A 26303-nucleotide genomic window follows, 5' to 3' on the forward strand; every position below is an offset into this window, starting at 1 on the left:
ATTGAATATGTTATAGAAAAAGCCGCACGAAGTTCAAACTTCGTGCGGCTTTTCCCTTTTAATTTGTATGGATAACTAATTTTCCATCTTCCATAGCTAGAACAAGTTTATCATTTGGCTTACGTTCACCTTTAATGATTTCTTTTGCAACCATTGTTTCAACATGGCGTTGGATAAAGCGTTTCAATGGACGCGCGCCGAAATCAGCATCTGTTCCTTCATTAACAATCCAATCGAGCATATCTTCACTATACTCCATTACAATTTCTTGTCCGCGTAATCGTTTGACAAGATCTTCAATCATTTTCCGAGCAATCTTACGGAATGAATTACCAGTAAGTGAATGGAAAATAATGATGTCATCCATCCGGTTTAATAGCTCTGGTTTGAAATGGTTTTTTAATTCAGCCATGACAAGATCTTCTGCTGCATGATTTTCTGTATCATCGAGTCCATGAAGTAAGTACGCCGAGCCGATATTCGAGGTCATGATGACGACAGTATTGGTAAAGTTAACAAGTCTACCTTGGCTATCTGTGATTCGGCCGTCATCTAATATTTGCAATAAGATATTTGCGACGTCCGGATGTGCTTTCTCGATTTCATCTAACAGAACAACTGAATATGGATTTCGTCGTACCGCTTCCGTCAATTGGCCGCCTTCTTCGTAACCGATATATCCCGGAGGTGCACCGACAAGTCGCGATACACTATGCTTCTCCATATATTCCGACATGTCAATGCGGATGAAATGATCTTCCGAATCAAACAATGTCGCAGCGAGCGTTTTAGCCAGCTCAGTCTTCCCAACACCAGTCGGTCCCAAAAATAGGAATGAGCCGATTGGTTTGTCTGGGTCTTTAATGCCCGCACGTGCGCGCCATACAGCTTCCGTTACAAGTTGTACAGCGTCGTCCTGCCCGATTACACGCTCTTCAAGCGTTTCACGCAGACGAAGCAATTTTTCGCGTTCGCCTTCAACAAGTTTCGTCACCGGTATACCAGTCCAACGCGCAATAATCATTGCTATTTCTTCTTCCGTCACTTCTTCACGGAGCAGTCGATTTTCCTGTCCCTCTACAAGTGCGGCCTCAAGTTCGTGCAACTCTTCCTCAAGTTTCGGGATTTTTCCATAAGTAAGTTCTGCAGCTTTGTTCAAATCAAAACGATTTTCAGCTTCTTCAAGTTCACGTCGGAAACGATCTAGCTTTTCACGCTTATCCTGAATTCCACTCAATGTTTCTTTTTCAGAATCCCATTGCTCCCGCATGCCGGCAGATGATTCTTTCAGCTCAGTCAGTTCATTACGAAGTACTTCAAGACGATTTTTACTGACTGCGTCTTTTTCCTTGCGTAAGGCCTGTTCTTCTATTTCAAGCTGCATAATTCTACGTGTCACAGCATCCAATTCGGATGGCATTGAGTCAATTTCCGTCCGAATCATTGCACTTGCTTCATCTATTAAGTCGATTGCTTTATCCGGCAAGAAACGCTCTGTCAAATAGCGGTCGGATAATGTTGCGGCTGCAACAATTGCACGGTCGTGAATGCGCACACCATGATGAAGTTCATAACGTTCTTTCAGTCCTCGTAAAATCGATACAGTATCTTCAACGGAAGGTTCACGTACGAGCACCTGTTGGAAACGACGTTCAAGCGCTGCATCCTTTTCGATATACATACGGTATTCATCTAGCGTTGTTGCTCCGATACAGTACAATTCACCGCGTGCAAGCATCGGTTTCAGCATGTTGCCAGCATCCATCGCGCCCTCTGTTTTCCCTGCTCCGACAATCGTGTGAATTTCGTCGATGAAAAGAATGATCTCCCCGGCACTATCTTTCACTTGTTTCAGTACGCCTTTCAAGCGCTCTTCAAATTCACCGCGATATTTTGCCCCCGCGATAAGTGAACTCATATCAAGTTCGAAAATTTGTCGATCTTTCAATCCTTCCGGCACGTCGCCTTTCACAATTCGTTGCGCAAGTCCCTCTACGATGGCCGTTTTCCCTACCCCTGGTTCCCCAATAAGTACAGGATTATTCTTTGTCTTTCTCGATAAAATCCGGATAACGTTCCGAATTTCCTCATCACGTCCGATAACCGGATCCATTTTACCTTTTTTAACTTCTTCAACGAGATTCCGTCCAAATTGTTCAAGAGGTGTACGCTGATCTTCTTGTTGTCCATCCATTCGCATATACATCCACCTTTCTATATGTCACTGTTTGACTTTGACTATCTTTGATTAACTAAATTATAGGATTGATTTGATAGAATGTAAAGCGATTCGCACTGCGATTAACAGTTAGAAAAAACCTCCAAAAGGGAGGCTCCTCATTAACTGAACAGATTACGGGCAGAAACTACAACGCCGTCTTCATCCGCGTATACATAGTAATTGGAAATCCACTCTACGTCTCCGAAATTCAGTTTACTATCCTGTTCCCCTTTTCCTTCTTTTGTACTCTTTATTGGATTACTGCCAAGTGCCAGAACACCGATGTTTAGTTCAATCAATTCTGCCGTATCGCGGACACATCCGTAGATGATAACCCCAGCAAGCTTACGGGTTTCCGCGATGGCACCTAAATTGCCGCCCATGAGCGCACACCTTTTTGAGCCGCCACCATCGACAACAAGAACACTGCCTTCTGGGATGCTTTGCAACGCATCTTTCACAAGTACGTTATCCTCAAATACTTTCACAGTAACAATTGGACCCGAGAATCTTTTGTTTTTTCCATACGATTTAAATTCTGTTGAACATACTTGTAATTCATTTGAAAAATCATCGCATACATCGGCAGTTTTTATCGACATGTGAATGCACTCCCCTTTTTTGAAATTCTTTCTCCTATCTATACCATTCGACATTATTTCGGTATTCCTTTTTCAGCTTAAAATAATGTGGAATTATGAACTCGGGCAAGAATGGTCTGGAGTGGAGATTTACCAGCGATTTTTTGGCTTTACCCGCGAAATCCACAAAAAAAGCCGCACAACTTATCTCTAAGTCGCGCGGCCTTACTATATTTTATTATCTAACGCCCAGCGCAATTTTTGCATACCGAGACATATTATCTCTTGACCATGGTGGACTCCATACGATGTTTACATCTACATTTTTCACTTCTGGAAGTTCCATCAGTTCTTGTGTAACGTTCGCAACAATTTGCGGCCCCATTGGACAGCCCATTGATGTTAGTGTCATTGTTACTTTTGACGTGCCTTCTTCGTCAAGCTCGACGTCGTGCACGAGACCTAAGTTTACAATATCAACTCCAAGTTCCGGGTCGATAACGTTTTCGAGTGCACCCATCATGCTATCTTTCATATCCTGGCTCATCTTCATCCCTCTTTCCGTATGGTTATTATCTTTATCATAACAGAGTATGCTCCCTCATTTCAAATGCACAGCAAGCCAGTCAGCCGCTTTAAGCATTCCCGACCTTGAAACAGCATGCCCCGCAGTACCATCCGAAATGAATTCAATTCGATCTGGCACAGCTGCATAATCCTTTTTAACCGCTTCAATGAAGTTGCGCGTTGGTTCATACGGTACGACCGAATCTTTCTTACCATGCCAAAAGTACACTGGTCTGTTGTTCAGCGCCGCTGGATGTTTCGTTAAATCGAATGTAGATAGTGTCGCAAATAACGTCTTCTTTTCTTCCTCCGTAACAGGTAGTGTAAATCCGTTGCGTTCGAACTCAGACATTTGTGCTTTTGCAAGTTGAACAAAGCCTGGTGCTCCCATCATAACTGACGCGGCGTCAATCCACTCATATACCGTCAGGCAACCGAGCGTCGTAATGCCACCCATTGATGTGCCTCCCAAACCAATTTCCCCTGTCGAATGAAGTCCGCGCTGCATCAGTTCTTGGCGAATGAAACCCACTTCCTCAATTGACGTCAAAACGACTTCCCAAAATCGCAGACTCATTTGGACTTCATCTAAGTTTTCATCACGTGCACCGTGCAGATGCGCATCAGGTAAGAGAACTCGGATGCCCTTCTTCGCCATATTATAGGCATAATGCAAATTATGTTCTTTGGCACTCATAAATCCATGAATAAAAATGACGACCGGAACTTGTTTGTCTTTCAATTCATCTTCAACTATATGCAATAAGGGGATATCGCCCCATAACTCTTCAGTTACATTCATTGAAATCACACCTTTTCCTTTTCACTTGAGCGTACCAAAGTTTTTCTAAAAAAACAAAAGGGACGATTTCGCGACGGGATTTTTTGACTTGAATCATATGTTAACGATAGACTACTTACTAGAAGGAGGCGTTTTTTTTGAAGCCACATTTAATCGTCCTCGATCTTGACGGGACATTACTTACAGACGAAAAAGTAATATCAGATAAAACCAAGCTTACACTGAAAAAAGCAGAAGAAAAAGGTCATCACATTATGATTGCGACCGGAAGACCTTACCGTGCAAGCGAAGTGTATTACCGTCAACTCGGACTTAAGACACCGATTGTTAATTTCAACGGTGCATTCGTTCACCATCCTGATGATCGCTCTTGGAAAACAATCCACGAAACGATTTCACTCCCCGTTGTGAAGGATGTCATTGATGCCATGCAGCAATTTACATTCCATAATATTGTTGCTGAAGTGATGGATGATGTATACATGCATCATCACGATGAAAAACTCCTCGATATCTTCGGATTTGGTGATCCTAAAATAACGCAAGGAGACATTCGTGAATTTTTACAAGTCGATCCTACAAGTTTACTGATCCATGCAGCTGACGATAAAGTCGATTCAATTCGTCGCCATCTTGGTGACGTTCACGCAGAAGTCATTGATCATCGTCAATGGGGAGCACCATGGAAAGTCATTGAAATCGTTCGGCATGGCCTGAATAAGGCTGTCGGTATTTCACATGTTTCAAAATGGATGGACATTCCAAAAGAACGGATTATTGCATTTGGCGATGAAGACAATGACCTTGAAATGATTGACTACGTCGGTATCGGAGTTGCAATGGGAAATGGAATTGATAGATTGAAATCGATTGCCGATGAAGTGACAGACACGAATAATGAGGATGGCATTGCACGGGTACTCCGTGAAAGGTTACACTTAAACTAACTATAATTATCCAACGGAGGGTTTCAAATGCAAATTTTTGCAGACAGTGCCAGTGATTTACCAAAGTCATTTTTCGAAGACAACGACGTAACACTCTTCCCATTACGCGTCCTCATCGACGACAAAGAGTACGAAGATATATTAACAATTGATTCAAAAGAGGTTTATCAGGCAATCCGGAATGGTAAACAACCTAAAACATCACAAGTATCGCCCGAATTGTTCCTTCGAAAGTGGAAAGAACTCGCATCATCAGGTGAAAATGGGATTTACATCGCTTTTTCTTCAGTGTTATCCGGTACATTCGACACCGCAATCATGACCGGCGACCAAGTGAAAGATACGAATCCAAATATGAACCTTATTATTATCGATTCAAGATGCGCTTCACTAGGTTATGGGCTTCTTGTAAAAGAAGCTGTTCGGCTACGCGATGCGGGCGAAGACGACGTTCGAATAATTGAGAGGAAAATCCGCTACATGGCAGCACATATGGAGCATCTCTTCACTGTGCAAGACCTCGATTACATGGCACGTGGCGGACGCGTCTCCAAAACCAGTGCATTCATCGGTGGACTGCTTAACATTAAGCCGCTCCTTCATGTCGAAGGCGGCAAACTTGTTCCTATTGAAAAACACCGTGGACGCAAAAAAGTATTGCGCCGTATGACGGAACTTATGTCAGAGCGCGGCGACCAACTAGCTGAACAGACAATTGCAATTTGCCATAGCGACGACGAAGGAATAGCACTCGAATTGAAAGCCATAATAGAAGAGCTGTTTCATCCAAAAAATATCGAAATCAATATGATTGGATCCGTTATCGGTGCACATGTGGGCCCCGGTACAGTAGGCGTCTTTTTCTTGAATAAATTAAATCAGTAATTTAACTTCAATCAGCAAATCTTTTTGTACTAAAAGCTAAGCGTCCTATTGCAACGGTTGCAGGACCTACATCCTGTAGGTCCGCGGGTGTCACAGATTTTGAAGGGAGTTAATTGAGCAAGCTCTTGCCTGCGTAATGCAGGTCAGTTGGCGGGGAGGCGTTGAATTTCCTTCCTCCTTATTGTCGCAAGGATGCGACGTTCTTTGGCTAACTTCATTAGTTAATCTGGACGCAAATACGCCGAGGCAAATTTGATTCAAAGGAGGACTCGTTGATGAAAGTAGTAATTGTCGGTGCAATCGCCGGCGGCTCCACTGTCGCCGCACAAATTAGACGTGCAGTCCCAGATTCTGAAATCACATTATTTGGACGTGATCCGATACTTGGCTACGGTACATGCGGTATGCCATACGTCATTGGGGGCTTAATTGAAGATAAATGGCAATTAGTCGGCTCGTCTCCCGAAAAGTTTAGCGAGCAACGAGATATTACTGTCAAGTTAAGCCATGATGTACTGGCCATTAATCGGGAAAATAAAACGGTTGAAGTACGTAATCTGGAAACAGATCATGTCTTTACAGAAACATATGACAAACTTATTTTATCGCCCGGTGGAATCGCCCGTACACCTGACTTAAAAGGTCTAGGTGATTTGCCATTATTTACGCTGAAGAACTTTGGAGAAATGGAAGAAATCATCGACTATATTGAACGTGAAAAACCGAAATCTTGCGCTGTTATTGGAGGCGGATTCATCGGGATTGAACTTATCGAGAACTTCATCCACAGAGGATTAAAAACGGCACTTATTGATCGCAATGAGCGCGTCATGGAAGTAATGGATCCTGAAATCTCACAAGTGCTCGGCAAGGAAATGAAGGATAATAAGGTAGATTTCTATTTTGACGATACCATCGAACGCATTGAAGGCAAGCGATTGATTATGAAAAATGGGTTGAACTTTGAAGTTGACTTTATCGCGGCCAGTATAGGAGTTGATCCTGATACGCAACTTGCGGTAGAAGCCGATTTACATATTGGAACAACTAAAGGGATTGTTGTTAACAGCTATATGCAGACAAATGATCCTGACATTTATGTAATTGGTGACGCGGCCGAATGCAAAGATTGGTTCACTGGTAAACCGAAAAGCGTGAAACTCGCTTGGCCGGCGCATAGGCAATCATTCATTGTTGCGCGCCATCTCGCCGGCAATCCCGTCGAAATGAACGGGCTCCTTGGTACGACGATTACGAAATTGTTTGCTCTGACAGCAGCTATGACAGGCCATTCGGCACAAACCTTAACAGACGAAGGTATCGAATTTGGCACAGCCGTCTATGAAGGGAAAACGAATGCAGGCTATTATCCCGACCAGGGGCATATTTTACTGCGTGTTCATTATGATAAAAAATCCCGGCTCATCCTTGGCGCACAAGCGGTCGGTGACAAAGGAGTCGACAAAAGAATTGACGTCATTGCAACTGCAATCATGGGAAAAATGACTGTCGATGACCTTGCCGCCCTTGAACTCGGCTACTCCCCACCTTATTCATCGCCGAAAGACCCTGTTAATATGATTGGTTATAAAGCGCGTTAAAAAAACACCAGATCGGCAACTTCGCCGATGCTGGTGTTTTCTGCTTTACTCCGCTGTCATTTCAGCTTTTCTATCTTTTCTACCTTGACGCCCTTTTCTCCAAGCCATGAACAGGAATCCAAGGAACAGTACATAGATTAAAATCGATGCAATCAGATAAGGCGTATTGAATCCTTTGTCTTCATCAGCAATGTAAATCTCTGCAATTTCACGTTCCAGTACGACACGGTAAACCCCGTCTTTACCTTCGCGTACCAAATCGCCATCGAGTACACCGCGCAATTTTTTATTCTCTCCGATTACGTCTTGAGGAATTTCTAAATTGGCTGTCCCAGTCGTATTATTAATCGCGACAATCCATGTCTCTTCATCATTTGAACGCTTATACACTGTAAATCCGTTCTCGTTGTGCAACATTTCAAAGTCCCCGTTACGGAAAGCTTCTGATTTGTTGCGCAACTGGTTAAGGTCACCGATATGTTCAATTAACTCCTCATCAATCTTGAAATTCAATAGCTGATGACTTTCAGGAGCCGATTGGCCATTCACAGCAATCTCAGTACCATAAGGCATAATCGGAACGCCTGGCATTGAAAATAGCGCCGTAATTGCAAGCTTCCACCTTGTCGGCGGGAACATTCTTGCTTCAACGATGTCGTATGTAAAACGCGGTCCTGTTAATTCATCGAATTGGACTAATTCTTTTTCAGTCGCATTTGAAAATAGCGATAGCGGTGAAGTATCCGTTTCATATTTAACAAATGAATTTCTCATTGCGCTCATCTTTTCATTATTCGGAGCAGAATCGAAGTCAGCGTCACTTTCTTCATTCGTCAGTACATATGCTTTTGGATTAACCGTTTTTACAGCCTGAATGATTTCATTCAAAAATGCTGTGTCGATTTTGTCGATCTTTGTTAACCGGATTCCGTCCAACTTATACGTTTCCACGAAATCAACGATGGCTTCCTTCAATGCTTTCTTTGTTGCCGCGTCTGAAGTATCCCAATCAATTGTTCCATCAGTAGCAGGAAGTGCTTTGACAATTCCCTCTTTTGCCCAAATATGATTCGCACTCACTCCTGCAAGTGGAAAGTCAGCAATCACGGACATATCCTGCTCATGAATTGCTTTAATCATCTCGGTAAATTCTTCTGAAGTCCCAAAATGGGGTTCAAGTTTCGCATAATCAAGCACTTTACTGCCATCATACGTTTCCGTTTCAAAGACGGGTCCAAGCGAAATCAGCGTAAAGCCCATTCGTACAATATGCTCAAGTCTCGTACCGACTCCTGTAAAGTCGCCTCCGCTGAACGCCGTCAAATCTTGCGTATTCACATCAAAGTCGTTATTGCCGTCCGCGTTATTAAACCGGTCCACAAGCAAATCATATATACTTTCATCTTCAATTGTTTTTTCCGTTTCTGCAAAAACCCTTGCTGGAGACAGGGTAGATATCAGTAATAGAAAAGTTGCAATAAGTCCAAACCATTTATTCGCTTTCACAAAATTGCCTCCTCAATACGAGCTGTCACTCGTCATTTTACCAAACACCGCCACAAGTCGCCATTGTTTACGCCAAATACCTTATCCTTCGCCATGAAATAGGTCGATATTGTGAAATTAGAAAAGTCGATACAGCCTACTTAGACGTGACGGGCATAAGGTAGACTGGTGAAGCGGCGTTACTGTTGCACACAGGAGGGATGTAGTTCAAACCCTCCTGACTGTCTTGCCGCTTGAGACTAGACATAAAGAGTAGATAATCTACACCCAAAGCTAAATTATCGAAACAATAAAAAAGACCCGCCAGCATAATCGCCAGCGGATGTCTTATTCATCTAACGGATCATCATCTTCAACAGACGATCTGCTTTTTCGGGAAAAGAGAAAGACGGAAACGGCAAACAACGCCATTAACATTAAGACAACGATAAGTAATATCGGTCCGACTCTAAACTCCATCTTCATACCACCCTACCTAAAAAATTAAGCGAACCAGTCAATGCCGATTGGCAACTTAAATCCAAGGAACATCGTCGCCAATACGAAGACGAAAAACAGAATCCATACTACTTTGACACTCTTATTCTTCGCAGAACGAACGAGCACCATTTCCATCATACCTATTGTCAAGAAGCCTAATAGGAATTTGACGCCGTACAACGCGCCGTCAATCGATGAGTATTTGAAGAATAGCAATGCGCCAGAAATTAGAATCAGTACGTAGAATAGGCGTGCAATCATATGAAGAATCTTTCTACCTTTTGATTCTGTGTCCATACTTGCAGCAACGAGGAATAAGATAATTCCAACAACCCAAGTGAAAATATGAAGATGTGTAGTGTTTGATAATACGTCCAATTTAGTCACCTCATTTAGTTAGTAATACTAAAGAATCGTATCACAATTGACTAAATCACAAAAGGAAAACTACTCAAACAAACTTATTTACGAGAGTTCCGATACTTTCAATGGACACTTTTACAGTATCACCCTTTTTCAAAAACGTCGGTGGCGTCATGCCTTTACCAACGCCCGCAGGAGTACCCGTCAAAATGACATCGCCAGGTTCAAGCGTCACATAGCGTGATATCTCAGCAATCAGTTCGTCGATTTTGAAGATCATCGAGGCTGTATTGCCATTTTGTCTCACTTCATCGTTCACCTTTGTGACAATCGATAAATTATGTGCATTCGGTATTTCATTTTTCGTCACGATATACGGTCCCATTGGACACGACCCATCCAGACTTTTCCCCAAGAAGAACTGGCCATGTGCCACTTGCACGTCACGTGCCGTCACATCATTTGCGATGGTGTAACCGAAAACATGATCATATGCCAATTGTTTTGGGATATTACGTCCGCCCTTGCTAATAACAACCGCGAGTTCCCCTTCATAATCAAGGCTATCCGTTATATCGGCATGGATGGAAATGTCTTGTTCATCTGCCGCAATAGTAGTTGGTGATTTCGTGAAAATCATCATTTTTTCAGACGGTGCATCTGCACCCATTTCCGCAGCATGATCTGCATAGTTCTTCCCTACACACAGGATATTTTTAGGCGTTCTCGGTATTGGTGAAAGCCATTCAATAGTGGTGAAAGCAAATTTGAATCGCTCCGAATTTTCATCAGCTTGTGCCTGTTCAGCAAGCTTCCGTACCTTTTCAACGAAATCTAGACCAGATGCGATACCTTCCGTGATTGTTTGTGGAAAATCAGTGTCCTCAAACGCTTCTGCAATAGATAACATATCCCATACTGCATCTTCCTTCTTCACTTTAGGTCCAAATAACGTCCTGCCCTCGTAACGGAACGATAATAATTTCATCTGCCAGCCCATCCCCTCATTAGTAAAACCCTTATTCTGATTACTACGACAAAGGTCGATCTTTCTCCTCTTTATCCGGCAATTTTCTTCCATATGTCCCTTTACGCCACAACCATTCTAATGGGCCCATCCGGAATTTCAACAGCCAAAGTTCTGCAAAGATCACTTGGATGGCGAACACACCAACTGCAATTCCTAGTCCCGTTGCCAAGTCTACTTTGCCATACATGCCGAAACCGTAGGCGTAAAAAATGAGTGTGCCCACAATCGATTGCGTAATATACGTCGTCAACGACATCCTGCCTACTTTTGAAATAGGGCGGAATATCGTGCGGAAAAACGGCAGTTGGAAAAGTAAGAGCAACAAACCTATATAGCCAATTGCTAAAACAGGACCGCCGAATTGTGCTTGTAATATAAGTGCATCTGGTGAAGGACCACCGGTATGCGGTGTAGCTTTCATCCATATGCCCGCTGCAAGCGCAACAACAGTCACGACTGCGATGCTCACTTTTAATTCCCCAGAACGCTCAATCACTTTCCATTTAGACAACCCTGCCCCAATCATAATGAGCGGCAATACGACGAAGATGCCCATTAATGATCCCGTCAATCCATACAACAGCCATTCAAAAAAGCGGAAGCTAAAGATTTCAGCATAACTACCATGTGCATATGCTTCAAGCGAGCGTTCAATCTGATGAATATCCGCATAGCCTTCCATCATGAAATCTGGACTTAATTTATTCAGATAGTAAGTGAATCCATAAATGATGCCCGAAGGTACAATATATACGAAGGCGGCAATCGGTAGCATCCACTTCTTTGGAATTCTAATAAAGGCAATCATCATAAAGCCCATTAGCGCGTATGTGAATAAAATGTCACCCATCCAGATGAACAATGCATGAAGCAGGCCAAATCCGAGCAAAATGCCCATACGACGTGCCATGACTGGCGCAAATGACATCTTATTTGCGATTGATTTTTCATACTGCATATTTAATCCATAGCCGAACAGAATAGCGAAAATCGGGTAAAAACTCGCTTCCACGAAGATATCAATCCATTTAAAAATCGCCATATCGCCCGGTGTACTGAACCATGTATACGGGTCCAAATATAAATACGGTGAATGGAATAATAGCATATTCGCGATGAATATCCCAAGTAATGCAAAGCCGCGCAGCGCATCAAGCGCCTCAATACGATTTCCAAGCGTTGTTGGTGTTAATTTCAATTTTATTCCCCCTGAATATTTATAGTCCTCTCTCCGTCAAATAAATAAAGGACCATCTCTTTAATAGTGATTTTCACAATTTCTTCAATCGCCTTCTTGTACAAATTCAATTGAATTCCATACCGGACCTGCATTTCTGCGTCGACTTCTTCATCGGAGCCATAGCGTCCACGAACTCGGTCAGTTTTATAATCCAGCAGTACCCAGCCATCTTGCTCTTCGAATAAACAATCGGCAATCCCTTGTAAAATTTGATAATCCCCGTCGCTATCATTAAAAGCGTACGTAAACGGCAACTCTCGCTCGACTTTCTCAGCATTCATAAGTCGCTTCGCAATCGTCGTTTGGAAAAACTTTGCAACTGCATTAGCATCGACCGCAATGGCTTCATCTGCAGTAAGCAACTGACGGCTTGTCAATTCTGTTAAGAGTTTATCAACATCCGTCACACTACTTTCTTTCCGAATATCGATATGCTGCATAATCGTATGCATCGCCGTCCCGACTTCAGCGGCAGACAGTGCCCGCGACTGCATGAAGGCCGGCCGATTATGAAGATATGCCGTACTTACGTCCTCATTTCCAGACACAACAACATTTTCTTCCGCCTGCTGTTCTAGAATCGCCAGTCGTTTCAACTCACTGACCGTCTGCTTGGAGCGTTTCGTCACCGATGATAGATACGGATATGTTGCATCAAACTGGCGTTTTACTGCCAGTAACATCGTTGCGTCCACCTCTTTAATCGGAACGACATCTTGTGGTAACTTCATTTCTCCCTCTATCTCTTCCATACTCGTAAATAATGACGAAACAGGAAGCGCATCAATCTGCCAGACAGAAGGATCCATCACGGATTGACCACCCGGGATACTACCAAACTTCGCAAATGCGGTGTGTCTCGCAACTGCGGGACCAATCCAGTCTAAATAACCGTTTGCACGTGATCTCGTATACTCCGGCAGCATCATTTCAGTGTCAATAAGCTGAGCGTCTTGCCATTTCACAATCGACTTTTCAATATCTTTTACGGAAGCAATAATCTCAAGATGTTCTTTCGCTCGTGTCATCGCGACATATAATACACGCATTTCTTCTGCACGCATTTCAAGCTCTTTCTTTTCTTTCATAGCAAGAAATGGCAAAGAAGTATACGTAATTCGGTTATCCGGATCAATTGCTTTCACCGCCAGACCAAAATGCTGATCGAACAAATACGGTTCATTGAAATCCATCTTATTGAATTTCCGACCCGCCCCTGCGATGAAGACAAAAGGAAACTCCAGTCCTTTCGATGAATGGATAGTCATAATACGAACGACATTTTCCTTCTCAGTAAGCGAACGCGCCGCACCTAAATCATCCCCCCGCTTCCGCATACGATCAACAAAACGTAGAAAACGGAACAGCCCACGGAACGACGTCTTTTCATAATCAATTGCACGATCATGCAGCGCACGAAGATTGGCCTGACGCTGTTTACCATTCGCCATCGCACCGACCATTTCATAGTAATGCGTATCGGAATACACATGCCAAATTAGTTCGGATAACGAACCGCGCCTTGCCAAGTTACGCCAGTCCTCAAACTGGATGAAAAATCGCTGTAGTTTTTCCTGCGTTGCCGTTGCAACACCTGCTCCGCCTGTTGTAACGAATCGCTTCAACGCTTCAAAGAACGACTCACTTTTTCCGGCAAGTCGGATTTGTGCCAATTCATTTTCCGTCATACCGATAAACGGTGCACGGAGGACGGAAGCTAGCGGAATATCCTGATAGGGATTATCTATGACACGTAATGTATTCAGCATAATCATCACTTCTAGCGCATCGAAATAACCGCGTTTTAGCTCAGCGTAGATTGGAATTTCTGCTAATTTGAATTCCTCTGCAATTTCACCTGACCATGTCATCGATCGCATTAAAATAACGATATCCTTGTATTCAAGCGGACGCTTTTTATCGCTGAACGCATCAGTCACTTCAGTACCAGATGCAATCATATCTCTGATTTTTTTAATCATGAACCGCGCTTCCGCCTGTGAACTTTTCAAGCTTTGTCCAGCTAGTTCTGTCGCATCATCGATTTCTTGTTCATCTTCCTCTTCTTCATATAGTAGCGTCAAACCAGCCGTTACAGCTTTTTCCGAATAATTCGCACCATATTTCAACGCCGCCGAATCATCGTAATCGATTTCCCCGACTCGCGTGCCCATCACTTGTGAAAAGATGAAATTTGTCGCATCTAGCACTTCTTTTCGACTTCTAAAATTGGCATTCAAATCAATTTTCAAGCCTTGATGGCCATCCGTTTCCGTAAATCGATTATATTTACCCAGAAACAGCATGGGTTCAGCAAGACGGAAGCGGTAAATAGACTGCTTCACATCGCCAACCATGAACAGATTGCCGTCCGCTTCTCCGCCTCGCTTGACGAGCTGAATAATCGTCTCTTGCAACATATTGACATCCTGATATTCATCGACAAGAACCTCTGAAAACCGATTTTTGTAGTCAACGGCGATATCAGATGGCACCAATTTTCCATCTTGAACATTCGATAAAATCCTTAACGCATAATGCTCTAAATCAGAGAAATCGACAATTCCCCGGTCAATTTTCACATGTTCAAATCGCCGACCGAACTCGATAACTAAGTCAATTAGCGTATGCATGGTAGGCGCCATCAACCGAATTTCATCTAGCAAACGGGCTGGAGTTCTCGTGAAATAGGATTCTTTCAACGTGTTAATAATTTTTTTCACTGCATCACGAAGCACTTTTGCTCGTTTTGCAAGCTCTTCATCACACGAATCTTTGCGGATCGTCCCTGCTTTCGCCCATTTAAGAGAGCCAAAAAATGCATACGTCTCTTCCCACGTACCTTCCGTTATCCGCCGAATTGCTTCATTGATCCACATCAAATCTGCTTCAGCTGTGGCAGCAAGCGGTTCCGGTCCGTCTACCATTAACGCGATGTTTCTCATATCATTAGTTAACGCGGCCGCTTCTTCAAGCGTATGACGTATAGCCATTTTCAGTGGTCCAATAAATTCAAGATCATCTATAGACGCTTGGTCACCAATTTCATATTGCATCGGAATTAATCGAAGCCACTGCTCCGGCACTGGGTGAACGCGGGAATAATCGTACAACCTATCAATCAGTGTTTCGATGGACTGATCATTGCGATCCGACGTAAAACTGTCAGCCAACCGATACATTGCTTCTGGATTTTCTGCACTATAGGCATCTTCAAGGACAGCTCCAATTGTATCGTCACTTAACAACGCGGCTTCCGTACTATCGGCAATCCGAAATCCGGGGTCGATATCTAGTAAATAAGCATATTGTCGTACAACGTTCATACAAAATGAGTGCAATGTAGAAATCTGTGCTTTGTTTAATAAATTCAACTGCCTGCGCAAATGAACAGATTCCGGCCTTTCAGCAATCGCTTCTTCCAGAGCTTCCGCCATTCGGTGTCGCATTTCTGCAGCAGATGCATTCGTGAATGTAACTACAAGCAGTTCATCCACATCAATCGGATTGTTCTCATCCAATACTTTTTCAATCATTCGCGTGATTAACACTTTCGTTTTTCCCGAACCAGCGGCAGCGGAAACGAGAATATCTTTCCCTGTCGCCCAAATGGCTTTCCACTGGGCGTCAGTAAATGTCAGTCCTTCAGGTTTCACGGGTATGTGCATCATCCGCCACCTCCTTACGCATTTTATCGAGAGACAATTCTGGGTCCATTTCAGCATAAGTCCGATGTTCTGCTGATGGATCTGTTGGATCATACTGACAAACAGATCGATACGAACAAAATTCGCACGGCATTTTATTTTTTAATTTGTATGGATAAACACGAGTATCACCCGCAAGCATTGCATCTCCGGCTTTTTGATGACGTGTTCTGACAAACGACCGCATCATCTGCAAATCATCGGATGATAGCACTTTCGACGTTTTTGCAAATGTGCCGTCCGTTTTAATCGAGGCTGGCACGATTGAAGATGACCTGCCAATATCAGCATCCATGCCGATCACAACTTCCTGATTATCAAGCAAATAGCCCCTCATCTTGTAGGATTTCGCTATTTCAGCTTCCAGAAGAGTCGGTGTTAATTCAGAACCTGAACGAATCATCGGGTTATGAATATGCATATACAAAAGGCCCGCAGGATCCGCGTTCATGCCTAGCCACTCGGCTGCGTTTTCCAGCGCAACATCAAGATACGTCATCATTTGCAGAGACAGCCCGTAATACACTTCTGTTAAATCAAGGCTTTTTGCAGATGATTTATAGTCAACAACGCGGACATAGTTTTTACCGCCAATTTCAGTCGCATCGACACGGTCAATCCTTCCACGAAGTCTCATTAGATCACCGCGACGCAGCGGAATTTCCAATGCCGGCAGTTCTTCCCCTGGTCCAAATCCTGCTTCAATGGCAACAGGTTTGAATACTGTCGCTTTCGCCTGCGTACTAAGTGAAAAGATCGTCCGTTGAATAATGTGCATCAGCTTACGTTTAATATATACATAACGATTCGTTGACAATAAAATCCGATTAAAGAAGTAAGGCGAAATATCTTCCACTGCTGCTCTTGCAAGCTTCCAACATTCTTCACGTGTCAGTTCTGCCCACGATTTCCCGAGACGCATCGTTTCATCTGACACCCATTTGAGAGCCGCGTGGAACAAATCTCCGATTGCCGGGGCTTCCAGTGTAAATTCCGTCCGTTCGCGCAAGCCAAGTCCAAATGACGCATAATGCTGGAAAGGGCAACTGTAGTAGGACTCAATCCGTGACACACTTGAAACAAATGATTCCCCGTACAACCCTTCCGTTATCTCTGAACGCAGCCGCTCAGCACCATTCTTGGCATTCATCGGGCGAATGATATGTTTTATGACAGAAGACCAAAATGGATCCTCGTCATAATACGCCATTACCGCCCGCCATTCATGCTCCAGTACCCCCGACTGTTCCGCCTCTTTCAACTTCATCGAAACATAAGGAAGTGCAGAACGCGGATGGCTGATGTACTCGAACTGATTCGCTCCCAGTGGCAATTCAGACGGATCCGTTACTGCGCTTTTCGTTTCAGTTCCAGGCAGCATCTGCGCAATTCTCGTAATGTACAGCGATGGAATAAGGGCTTTCCCTTCCTCGTCTGCAACTGGATATGATACATATAACTTTTCACGCGATGCCGTGAATGCACGATATGCCATAAACGTTTCATCCATCAATTTCATCTTCGACGTGGGTGCCAGTTCGAAACCTATTTCCGAAAACCACTCCCGGTCCGCATCCGACAAAATGCCTTCAGTGTCGACCCGTTTTGGCATGACGCCATCGTTTACTCCGAGAACAAACACAGCGTCAATATCCATTAAACTTGAAACTTCGACAGTCGACACTGTCACTTGATCGAGCGACGGCGGAATACGAGCAAATTCGAGCGAGTCAAATCCTTCATCCAAAATTCGTGCCGCTTCTACAGAATCCATGTTTTTATCACCAAACATGAGGACAAACTGATCCAATACATTGATCCAACCATTCCATGCTTGTTCATGTTCTGTTGCGCCAAGCAGTCGTCCTGCACGCTCTTCTTCCGCACGCAGATCAATGATTTTATCGTAAACATTTAGTTTTTCCATGAACAAAAACAGGGCTTCTGCAACATCACGTCCAGTTTTAGAACGTTTCAGACGTTTTTCAAAATCAGCAAGCGGATCCCGAATTTCATCACGAATCAAATGCAGCTCCTGCTCCATCGCACGTTCTTCGTCGGTTTGCACATCTGTATACATTTCAAGCCCGCGATACTTCTTCACGCGCCAGCGGCTGTCATCGAACCAGCGCTGTCCGTAAATCCCATGTGCAAGAATATAGTTTTCGAGTCTATCCGCTCGATCACGCCATAACAACTTCGTTTCTCGGTGCGGGAAAAAGAGGTCCGTTTTGACGGCACGAAATACCGATTCATACGACCAGCCTGTCGTCACCGCTTCTAACACAGAACGTGAAAACTCGATAAGCGGATGATGCAACATTGGTTTTTTCTGACTGATGAACACTGGAATATCATAATGCGGGAAAATCGTTTCAATCAGTTCATCATACTTTTCAGGCTGCCTGTACAAAATTGATATGTCTTTGTAACGCTTTCCTGAAATCATTAACTCACGGATTGTTCGCGCTACTGAGTGGATTTCCGCACGACGATTCACCGCTTCAATCAAAACAACATTGCCTTCTGACTGTTGTTGTTTCGCAGGAAAGTGGTCGAATTCCGCCTCAAAATGTTTTAAGTCCCCATTTTGATAACGTAGCGCATCCGCCAAATAGATATCATCCTCAACTTCGACGGATTCAGCACGCGCCAGTTCACGCAATTTGAGAGAAGTCCGTACAGGGTTGAAAAATAATTCATGATCCGCAAAGCCCGTGAGAGCACCTTCCATCGGCAACACAACTGTCAGTCGATTGGCGTATTTCATCAGTTCCGTTACGATTTCATATTCCCTCGTGGTGAAATTTTCGAAACCATCGATATAGATATCAGCGCCTTTTAGCAGGTCTGAGTGGGTAATTTGTGAGGCGAGCAGAGCCAGATGTCCTTCACTATCGACATAGGTCGTGCCCAGTTTTTCTTCGATTTTTGTCAGCAACAATGTTAGGTCTTCCGCTTTGTCTAGCAATGTACGCGGTGCACCTGTTGAGGCAAGCGTATCGTGAAGATCGCTCATCGTTTGGTGATCGAGGCAGTAACGGCTAAATTCCTTCAGTAAATCCCCGATTTGTTCCGTGAATCCCCGTTTACTCGCTGCTTGGCGAAACAATTTGAACTCGTCCCGATTGTCTTCCAAGACGCTTCGTACAAGCATCCTGTAACCGAAACCATCTACTTCTTTGCGCGTGATACCGCCCGTTTCTTGCAGAATACGCCATGCCAATCGTTTGAATGTCAACACTTGTGCGCGGATAATCCCTTTTAAGCCAAAGTTAACGGACAAACTATGCTCCATCGAGAACGACATTTGGTCAGGTACAATGACAATAACAGGCGCTCCCATCGGATTTCGTTCCAGTTCAGTAGCTATTTCCCGCTCAATGAACGTCGTTTTACCGGCGCCCGATCTACCAGTTATGAAACGCAGTGACATATGGTTTCCTCCTTTTCTATTTGGATATATGTAATTTGTACCAATAACAAAAGCGCTTGAGTCTGGACGTATAATCTCAATGTTGCAGCTTATCCACAGTACGTGATTTTATAGTTTCCTAAGCAATAATAAAAACCTGTCATCCTTACCTTCCATTGTACAGAAAGTTAGGGATGACAGGAACCATTTCATATAATAGGATGCAATTACTTGTCATTAGGTGGTGCGACGGATGCACGGAAATCGGCTTCTACTTTTGAATTCAGTCTGCGCTCAAAATATTTGCCCACGACCCATAGCAAAAAGATGACGACAACGACAATCGCAGTTCGAATTGGATTCGTGAATAACGCTTTTATATCATAGCCGATATAGCTAATCATGAAAATCATAACAAACTTTCCAGCCATCAGTGTGATTAAATAATTCTTTTTCTTCATACCAGATAAACCCGCCACAAGATTGACGAGTGCGGACGGTGTAAACGGGAAACACAGGAATAAAAACAGAGGTCCGAAACCGTTTCTCTCCACCCACTTGATTAGCTTTTGGATACGTGCACTTTTTGTCAAGAAATTAAGTAACCGGTTGCGTCCATATTTTCGGATGATCAAAAATACAGCATAAGAACCCACTACAGTTCCCGCCCATGACAGAAGGAATCCGTACCAAAGGTCATAAGCTGCTGCATTCGCCAGAACAAATGCGAAGAGAGGGAGAAATGGTAGAAACGCCTCTACAAATGGTAGTAATAGCCCAAAGAACGGCCCAAGTGATTTATAGTGTTGAGCTAATTCGATAATTTCATCAGGATTTAACCATTCGTTCATCAGTAACACCCTCGCTTAAAAAACTTTTTTCGTAAGGTTCCTATATACAAATTTACATAGAAATACCCCGTATTTAGAGTTTTCCTTTAAATATGAACATTTAAACCCTGAAGTATAGTATAATCGCTTAAATATACTTTGGGAAGATGTGATTACAATGAAGAATATCCAATTTACGGCTGGGCTAAAAGCAGGGACAAGCATTGCAATCGGCTATTTTCCCGTAGCACTCACATTCGGACTGCTCGCAAAAACTGCCGGCTTGTCCATTATTGAAGCTACAGCAATGAGTATCTTCGTCTACGCCGGTGCTTCACAATACATGTCGCTCAGCCTAATTACATTAGGCATCGACCCGCTATTGATCGTCATGAACACATTCGTCGTCAATATTCGACACTTTCTTATGACGGCTTCGCTCAATGAAAAGATGCAGCCCGCACGAAAATGGGTAAAAGCGATCTATGCGTTCGGCATAACCGACGAATCTTTTTCAATGCTTGCAACTGGAAAAAAAGGAAAGATCTCAACCGCATTCGCATTCGGCGTTACGCTGATTGCATATGGCAGCTGGGTCATCTTCACCGCCATCGGACATATTATAGGCGCTAATCTTCCGCTGTTTTTACAAGCCGCAATGTCGATTGCACTCTATGCGATGTTCATCGGATTGCTTGTTCCTTCAATGAAGGGCAACCGTAAAGTCGTCGCGCTCGCTGCAATTGCGGCGGCCATCCATTGTGTCTTGTACTTAACAGAGGCATTGTCTACGGGCTGGTCAATTCTTGTCGCAACGCTTGCTTCCTCGATTCTTGTAGAGATTGTTTATTCATGGCGCAGGAAACCAGTTGAAACGATGTTCAAACGAGAGGAGGAAGTCTAATGGGGCCGAGTTATTGGTGGATGCTTCTGGGCATGGCGCTTGTGACGTACATACCGCGCATGATTCCACTGACAGTTTTAGATGGTAAAGAGCTCCCGCCAGTTGTACAAGGTGTCTTGCGCAACATTCCATATGCAGTCCTTGGCGCGCTTATCTTTCCAGCAATTCTGTTCGTACAGGAAGGGAATATACTATTTGGAGTACTTGGAGCAGGTACCGCGTTTTTAATCGCATTTTTAGGCGGCGGGGTCATGTCTGTTGTTCTTGGTACAATTGCAGTGCTTGCTGTTTATAGTTTGTTTATGTGAGGAGACCGCATGGGTGCGGTCCTTTTTTGTTTTGGAATGTGGAGGGTTGGGTGGTGGGATATGATTGGTCGGGGGTGGGATATGATCGGTTGGCAAGTGGTTATGCTCGGTCAATGGCAGGATATGATCGGTTGGCACGTGGTTATGCTCGGTCAATGGCAGGATATGATCGGTTGGCACGTGGTTATGCTCGGTCAATGGCAGGATATGATCGGTTGGCACGTGGTTATGCTCGGTCAATGGCAGGATATGATCGGTTGGCACTGGATTATGCCCACTCACCCCTCTATTTCATCCCACAATAAAACCGCTCCTTTAACAGCGAGCGGCTCCATTATTCAATCCTCTTGTTCATGCTGCCTAGCAATCTTCATCATACGTGTTGCGTACCAGAATCCGACTGTGAGCGATAGCGCATCCGCCCCGTAAAGAAACCAGTTATGCGTATAACCCGCGTAAACCGACGCGGCAATCAATGCAACCGTCAAAAGAAGTCCGACCACATGGTGAAATGTCACACGGGTGAAAAAAACGACAAGTAGCCCCGGTAAAAGTAAGGCAAGGAACAGTTTAGTTTCGAATGAACCCATTTTTAACATCCCTTCCAAAGTAATCGTTCACTCCATGTTCATCGCACGACGAGAAGTCCAAGGCGATGATGGTCATGTCGATAAAGAACCTGCTGCATAAGCCGAACTTCTCCCCTGCGGTCAAGTACTTGCAAGCGACAATGTGCAGCATTGAGCTGAATGGCGTCATACAATTCTTTCTCATTGCTAACTTGAAGTCCATTGACAGAACGAATGCATTCTCCCGGCAGAAGTCCCATTTTTTCTCCTGGAGATCCTGGCAGTACGCCCGCAATGACTACACCTGCGGGACGCGGCGAAACCGCAAATACACCCTGACGTTCGCGTACCGAAGCCATAATAGAAATTGCAGCTCTGCACACTACACCAATTATTAAAGCGGCCCAACCAAACAGCGGCATCCATAATGCAACGAGTCCGACGACAACAACCGCACCGCCTGTCCAAACGATTGCACGACCCATTTTCGGGAATAAAACATCCGGATACAGCGAGCGTGCGACTTGAGAAAATCCGATAATAACAGGCACTGGAACAAAACTGAATGCCCTTTCCCCTAAAGTGAACTGCGGCCAATAGGGAACGAAAGCTGAAATCATATCTCCCGGCACGAGAAATACTACTGGCAACAGCCATAGCCGTTTCGTTTTGAAGGCTGCTGCACGCAATCCACGGTTCGTATACTTCAAAGTCGGCGACGCATAGCGGACCGTATGACGGCTAATAAGAAGCCCTTCTACTACTAAGAATAGCCCTGCGATGATAGGGACCGTTACCGATAGGTCGCCAAGTAGATCCACTTGTCCTGGCGTCCATCCACGAAACTCGAAATCACCCATGTACTTTTCTAAGAAATAGAGAGCGAAAAAAGCCGACGCCGCAAAATAAATCGGTGAAGCCACTTTATAATAGAATGTCAGTAGTGCTAAAAGCGCCGACGCAGAAAATAGCACAAGCCAACCTGGATCAGCTATCAATCCTGCTCCGGAAATCAAGACGGACAGAACGAGCGCATATGGCCATGATTCAGCCAAAAGCCGCTTCAATTCCGTTAACCCTGGCAACAATCGGACTTTAAAATTCCGACGCTCTTTTTTAACACGGAAATACCCTACTCCAACTGCTGTAAAGAGAACGGCTATAAATATTGGATTCAGGAAAAATAGCGCAACCGCTTCTAAAATATCAAACATCATTTTCTCGGACACGAACCGTCACCACCCTATCTTCATATACAACATCATTTCTCTTCATTGTATCAAAAGAATGGTGCCCTATGTAATTCGGTATGCAATTGTTCTTTAAATGGTAAATTCCACTTATAGTTTTGGTGTGATTTAGTAAATAGTCATGGCTTTCTTCGAATCTGTTAGGGTCAATCTGTCAAACTGCTAGCACTTACGCGTACAATCAGGCTAAACGAATTAATCACTAGATGCCAACCGCCCCCCATACAATAAAAAAACTCCCGACAGCTAACGTCAGGAGTCATCTTTTACCTCTGGGCCACTTCATTATGAATATAGCCAATTGCCATTTGCAGCTGATCGTCATTTTTACGGTCAACCCGGAACTCTTCTACTTTAAGTTTCACTGTTGAGAAAAACAATCGATCCATGGAAAGTCCAGCTTCTACTTCAGCATCGACACGAAAAGCATTGACTGCAAGAGAGGTTGATTCGTCATAAAATCCGTCTTCCCTAGCAACATTATACCCGAGGCCTGTCAGTAACTTCTGCCCATAAGCTATGTCTTCGTGGTAATCACCTTCCGAATAGATCTCTGTTACAAGCCGGATGTGCTCACCGAACAACTTACTTTGGGCAACTTCAAGATCCTCTTTCACCCCTTTACCGTGAATCCACTTTTCTTTCGGTGTAAGCCATTTATGAGTAGACAGTTTCATTTCTCCGCCGTTTGACAAGTCCAATGTTTCTTGAACCGTTCCTTTACCAAAACTAGTTGCGCCGATGATGTAGCCTCTTTTTAAGTCTTTCAATGCAGCACTCATAACTTCACTTGCAGAGGCACTGCCTTTATCCTGCAGCAAAACAATCGGCATTTTTTGCAGTTTTTCATCATAAGGAAATTTCTCGGACCTTTCCGTAACTAATGGTTCCAGCGTTCCAGCCGCATCTTGCATATAAGCAAAAACTGTATCTTCCTTCACTAAACTGCCGATGATCGTGCCGACCGTGTGCAAATAGCCGCCGGGATTACCGCGCACATCAATAACCAGTGACTGTGCACCGTCCTTCACAAGCTTGTTTGTTGCTTCCAGCCACTCTTGCCGGCTTTCATTGCCGAACATCGTAATCGATATGTAACCGATCTTCTGTCCACGCTCTTCAATCATTTCAGTGGATACAGTTTTTACAGGAATACTGTCTCGTACGACCGACAATTCGAGATGCTTATCCAAATCTGGCCTGAAAATCGTCATAGAGACCGCTGTGCCTTTCTTACCACGGATTCGCTGTACAACGTCCTGCAGTGATTCTCCCTCAATTCGCTTGCCGTCAATACGAATGATTTCGTCATACGGCTGTAAGCCCGCCTTCTCAGCTGGAGAACCTTTCACTGGAGCCACTATGATGTATTTCCCATTCGATCGCGTAATTTCAGCGCCGATCCCGATTCGCTCTCCTGCCAGCGATTCCTTATGGGCGGCCGCCTCTTCCTGCGACAGATACGTCGAATACGGATCGCCGATGACATCCGCCATTCCACGAAGCGCCCCTTCTATCAACATGTCCCTATCCACCGGGTATACGCCTTGTTTCTTGATGACGTTAAACGCTTCATCGATAACTGGAAACGTTGCGCTTAGCGTCCCTTCTTCTCTCTTTGCACTTCCTTCTCCTACACAACCATCCAGCAGAAGCAATACGACCGTCGCCAAAGCGGCCAGTACGACGAATAACAATAACCGGCTTCTCTGCATAATGCAATGTCCCCTCCTCCGTCCACTATATGAACGAAAAAGGAACATTACTACAGCAGAAAACCGGCGTTCCTCAATCTAAATTCTTAACAAGATTCCTTAAGCTCTTTTCATCCATCGGCCCTACGATTTTCTGACTAATTTTCCCGTCCGTACCAATCATAAACGTCGTCGGAATCGGGATAATCCGGTAATCATCCATTGCAGTACCTTCTTTATCCAGAGGAATCGGGAATGTCAGTCCATAAGCATTGACGAATTCCTCAACGCCCTTCATGCCGCGCTTCTCCGCAGTCGTCAAATTGACTGCAATAATTTCAACATTGTCTTTATCCTTATACTTCTTATAGTATTTCTGCATATGTGGCATTTCTGCTTTACATGGTCCACACCACGATGCCCAGAAATTTAATATCACTTTTTTCCCTTTCAAATTAGACAGTTTCACAACCTCACCAGTAAGCGTGGAAAGCTCAAAATCAGGTGGGATATCACCTTTTTTCAAACCAGGCTCTTCGTCCAATGAACTAAAATCTGCACCGATAAGAAAATCGTCAATCGGTTTTGCGGTATCTGTATTCGATTTCACCATAATGACTACCATCGATCCTATGAGTAGTATTGCTAAGATAAATCCAATCATTTTCTTATTCAAGTTGGTTCCTCCAATCTTGCTTCTGCATGAACACAATCACAAAAAATAATCCCATGAGTATAGTCGCTAAAAGCGGTGTCTGAATAAATCCAGCCGGTTGAACAGTAGACACAAAAACATGAACCGCCATAAATACCAGTGCAAGTTGAATCGGCCAATCACCATCTTTCTCGCTATTCATCCAGAAAAACACAGCGAACGACGCGAAAAGAATAACCGTCACTACTTGTGCAATGATTTCACCTTCATTCAATAAAACCATCAGCATCTGATACACAACTTGAACCAAAACAGCTCCCGTAAAGAGCGCACGAAATCCATCAGCTTTTAATCGACCTTTCCTCATTTCCCATAAAACCTTCCCCACAACAACTAACAATCCCAGGAAAAAACCAATCGCCCCTCCGTGGAAATAAATAATCGCAAGAGGTGACCGAAGAATTGAACCAAAATCAGTGAGTATTAGACTCAATTTCCAAACAATCACTAAGTAAAAGAACGCGTCCCCAATTAGCTCAGCATTCTTTTTCCCATAACGGAACCGAACTGCACTATATGCGACAACAAACGCTATAATGAGGGCAATCCAAGACGAGGGAACACTAAGGTTGCCGATGGTGAAATATGTAGTGACTGGCATATACACATGCCCCCTTCTCACACTTAATACAATAATCGTATCCAATTATACCCTAGAAAGCCACCATTCTAGTTCGAAGACAAAAAA

23 protein-coding genes are annotated in these 26303 nt (G+C 44.0%); 6 read left to right on the forward strand and 17 right to left on the reverse strand.

Annotated features, from left to right (window positions below; translation table 11 throughout):
* Positions 1-58: 58 nt before the first annotated feature.
* The 4 genes from FQ087_RS11105 to FQ087_RS11120 form a co-directional block, all read right to left on the reverse strand.
* Positions 59-2194 carry an ATP-dependent Clp protease ATP-binding subunit gene (locus tag FQ087_RS11105; RefSeq protein WP_149580501.1) on the reverse strand — a complete coding sequence of 712 codons (2136 nt, stop codon included), beginning with the start codon at positions 2192-2194 and terminating at the stop codon, positions 59-61.
* Positions 2195-2340: 146 nt separating this feature from the next.
* Positions 2341-2823 (reverse strand): ribonuclease E activity regulator RraA, encoded by a 483-nt coding sequence (gene rraA, locus FQ087_RS11110; protein ID WP_149580502.1) that lies wholly within the window; start codon positions 2821-2823, stop codon positions 2341-2343.
* Positions 2824-3040: 217 nt separating this feature from the next.
* Positions 3041-3349 carry a metal-sulfur cluster assembly factor gene (locus tag FQ087_RS11115; protein WP_149580503.1) on the reverse strand — a complete coding sequence of 103 codons (309 nt, stop codon included), beginning with the start codon at positions 3347-3349 and terminating at the stop codon, positions 3041-3043.
* 54 nt (positions 3350-3403) lie between these two features.
* Positions 3404-4171, reverse strand: a complete 768-nt coding sequence (locus FQ087_RS11120) for a dienelactone hydrolase family protein (RefSeq protein ID WP_149580504.1) — start codon at positions 4169-4171, stop codon at positions 3404-3406.
* A gap of 137 nt (positions 4172-4308) precedes the next feature.
* On the opposite strand from FQ087_RS11120, the gene FQ087_RS11125 reads away from it, so the two are divergent.
* The 3 genes from FQ087_RS11125 (at position 4309) to FQ087_RS11135 (ending at position 7604) form a co-directional block, all read left to right on the forward strand.
* The gene (locus FQ087_RS11125) at positions 4309-5118 is read left to right on the forward strand and encodes a Cof-type HAD-IIB family hydrolase (protein ID WP_149580505.1); all 810 of its coding nucleotides are present in this window, start codon (positions 4309-4311) and stop codon (positions 5116-5118) included.
* Between the two features lie 27 nt (positions 5119-5145).
* The gene (locus tag FQ087_RS11130) at positions 5146-6003 is read left to right on the forward strand and encodes a DegV family protein (protein ID WP_149580506.1); all 858 of its coding nucleotides are present in this window, start codon (positions 5146-5148) and stop codon (positions 6001-6003) included.
* Positions 6004-6278: 275 nt separating this feature from the next.
* Positions 6279-7604, forward strand: coding sequence for a CoA-disulfide reductase (locus FQ087_RS11135; protein ID WP_370456049.1), 1326 nt, complete (start codon positions 6279-6281; stop codon positions 7602-7604).
* A 45-nt stretch (positions 7605-7649) separates the two neighbouring features.
* Here FQ087_RS11135 and FQ087_RS11140 read toward each other — a convergent pair whose 3' ends face one another.
* From FQ087_RS11140 to FQ087_RS11170, 8 genes are all read right to left on the reverse strand, one after another.
* The gene (locus tag FQ087_RS11140) at positions 7650-9110 is read right to left on the reverse strand and encodes an alpha-amylase family glycosyl hydrolase (RefSeq protein ID WP_149580508.1); all 1461 of its coding nucleotides are present in this window, start codon (positions 9108-9110) and stop codon (positions 7650-7652) included.
* A 327-nt stretch (positions 9111-9437) separates the two neighbouring features.
* Positions 9438-9569 (reverse strand): hypothetical protein, encoded by a 132-nt coding sequence (locus FQ087_RS23030; RefSeq protein WP_255452233.1) that lies wholly within the window; start codon positions 9567-9569, stop codon positions 9438-9440.
* Between the two features lie 24 nt (positions 9570-9593).
* Positions 9594-9968: a YisL family protein gene (locus FQ087_RS11145; protein ID WP_149580509.1), complete on the reverse strand. Its 375-nt coding sequence runs from the start codon at positions 9966-9968 to the stop codon at positions 9594-9596.
* 73 nt (positions 9969-10041) lie between these two features.
* Entirely contained in the window at positions 10042-10941 is a 900-nt protein-coding gene (locus tag FQ087_RS11150) for a fumarylacetoacetate hydrolase family protein (RefSeq protein ID WP_149580510.1), read from the reverse strand.
* Positions 10942-10984: 43 nt separating this feature from the next.
* The gene (locus tag FQ087_RS11155; RefSeq protein ID WP_149580511.1) at positions 10985-12181 is read right to left on the reverse strand and encodes a DUF418 domain-containing protein; all 1197 of its coding nucleotides are present in this window, start codon (positions 12179-12181) and stop codon (positions 10985-10987) included.
* Between the two features lie 2 nt (positions 12182-12183).
* A complete protein-coding gene (addA, locus tag FQ087_RS11160; RefSeq protein ID WP_149580851.1) occupies positions 12184-15891 on the reverse strand; it encodes a helicase-exonuclease AddAB subunit AddA in 3708 nt (1235 codons plus the stop codon).
* Positions 15869-19366 carry a helicase-exonuclease AddAB subunit AddB gene (gene addB / locus FQ087_RS11165; RefSeq protein WP_149580512.1) on the reverse strand — a complete coding sequence of 1166 codons (3498 nt, stop codon included), beginning with the start codon at positions 19364-19366 and terminating at the stop codon, positions 15869-15871. Before addB ends, addA begins: the two co-directional genes overlap by 23 nt.
* 206 nt (positions 19367-19572) lie before the next feature.
* Entirely contained in the window at positions 19573-20196 is a 624-nt protein-coding gene (locus FQ087_RS11170) for a TVP38/TMEM64 family protein (protein ID WP_149580513.1), read from the reverse strand.
* 157 nt (positions 20197-20353) lie between these two features.
* Between FQ087_RS11170 and FQ087_RS11175 the strand changes: the two genes are divergently transcribed.
* From FQ087_RS11175 to FQ087_RS11185, 3 genes are read left to right on the forward strand one after another with little or no spacing between them, the layout of a single operon-like run.
* The gene (locus FQ087_RS11175; protein WP_149580514.1) at positions 20354-21079 is read left to right on the forward strand and encodes an AzlC family ABC transporter permease; all 726 of its coding nucleotides are present in this window, start codon (positions 20354-20356) and stop codon (positions 21077-21079) included.
* Positions 21079-21387 carry an AzlD domain-containing protein gene (locus FQ087_RS11180; RefSeq protein WP_149580515.1) on the forward strand — a complete coding sequence of 103 codons (309 nt, stop codon included), beginning with the start codon at positions 21079-21081 and terminating at the stop codon, positions 21385-21387. The genes FQ087_RS11175 and FQ087_RS11180 overlap by 1 nt, the downstream gene beginning before the upstream one ends.
* 53 nt (positions 21388-21440) lie before the next feature.
* The gene (locus FQ087_RS11185; protein WP_149580516.1) at positions 21441-21692 is read left to right on the forward strand and encodes a hypothetical protein; all 252 of its coding nucleotides are present in this window, start codon (positions 21441-21443) and stop codon (positions 21690-21692) included.
* 33 nt (positions 21693-21725) lie between these two features.
* Here the strand turns inward: FQ087_RS11185 and FQ087_RS11190 are convergent, their stop codons facing one another.
* The 5 genes from FQ087_RS11190 to FQ087_RS11210 all read right to left on the reverse strand — a co-directional run bounded on the left by FQ087_RS11190 (position 21726) and on the right by FQ087_RS11210 (position 26216).
* Positions 21726-21977 carry a CsbA family protein gene (locus FQ087_RS11190; RefSeq protein ID WP_149580517.1) on the reverse strand — a complete coding sequence of 84 codons (252 nt, stop codon included), beginning with the start codon at positions 21975-21977 and terminating at the stop codon, positions 21726-21728.
* Positions 21978-22015: 38 nt separating this feature from the next.
* Positions 22016-23185: a PDZ domain-containing protein gene (locus tag FQ087_RS11195; protein WP_149580518.1), complete on the reverse strand. Its 1170-nt coding sequence runs from the start codon at positions 23183-23185 to the stop codon at positions 22016-22018.
* A 287-nt stretch (positions 23186-23472) separates the two neighbouring features.
* A complete protein-coding gene (locus tag FQ087_RS11200) occupies positions 23473-24921 on the reverse strand; it encodes a S41 family peptidase (protein WP_149580519.1) in 1449 nt (482 codons plus the stop codon).
* Positions 24922-24994: 73 nt separating this feature from the next.
* Positions 24995-25576 carry a redoxin domain-containing protein gene (locus FQ087_RS11205; protein WP_149580520.1) on the reverse strand — a complete coding sequence of 194 codons (582 nt, stop codon included), beginning with the start codon at positions 25574-25576 and terminating at the stop codon, positions 24995-24997.
* Entirely contained in the window at positions 25569-26216 is a 648-nt protein-coding gene (locus tag FQ087_RS11210) for a hypothetical protein (RefSeq protein WP_149580521.1), read from the reverse strand. Before FQ087_RS11210 ends, FQ087_RS11205 begins: the two co-directional genes overlap by 8 nt.
* Positions 26217-26303: the final 87 nt, after the last annotated feature.

Source organism: Sporosarcina sp. ANT_H38 (assembly GCF_008369195.1).
In the GTDB taxonomy this organism is placed as follows: Bacteria; Bacillota; Bacilli; order Bacillales_A; family Planococcaceae; genus Sporosarcina.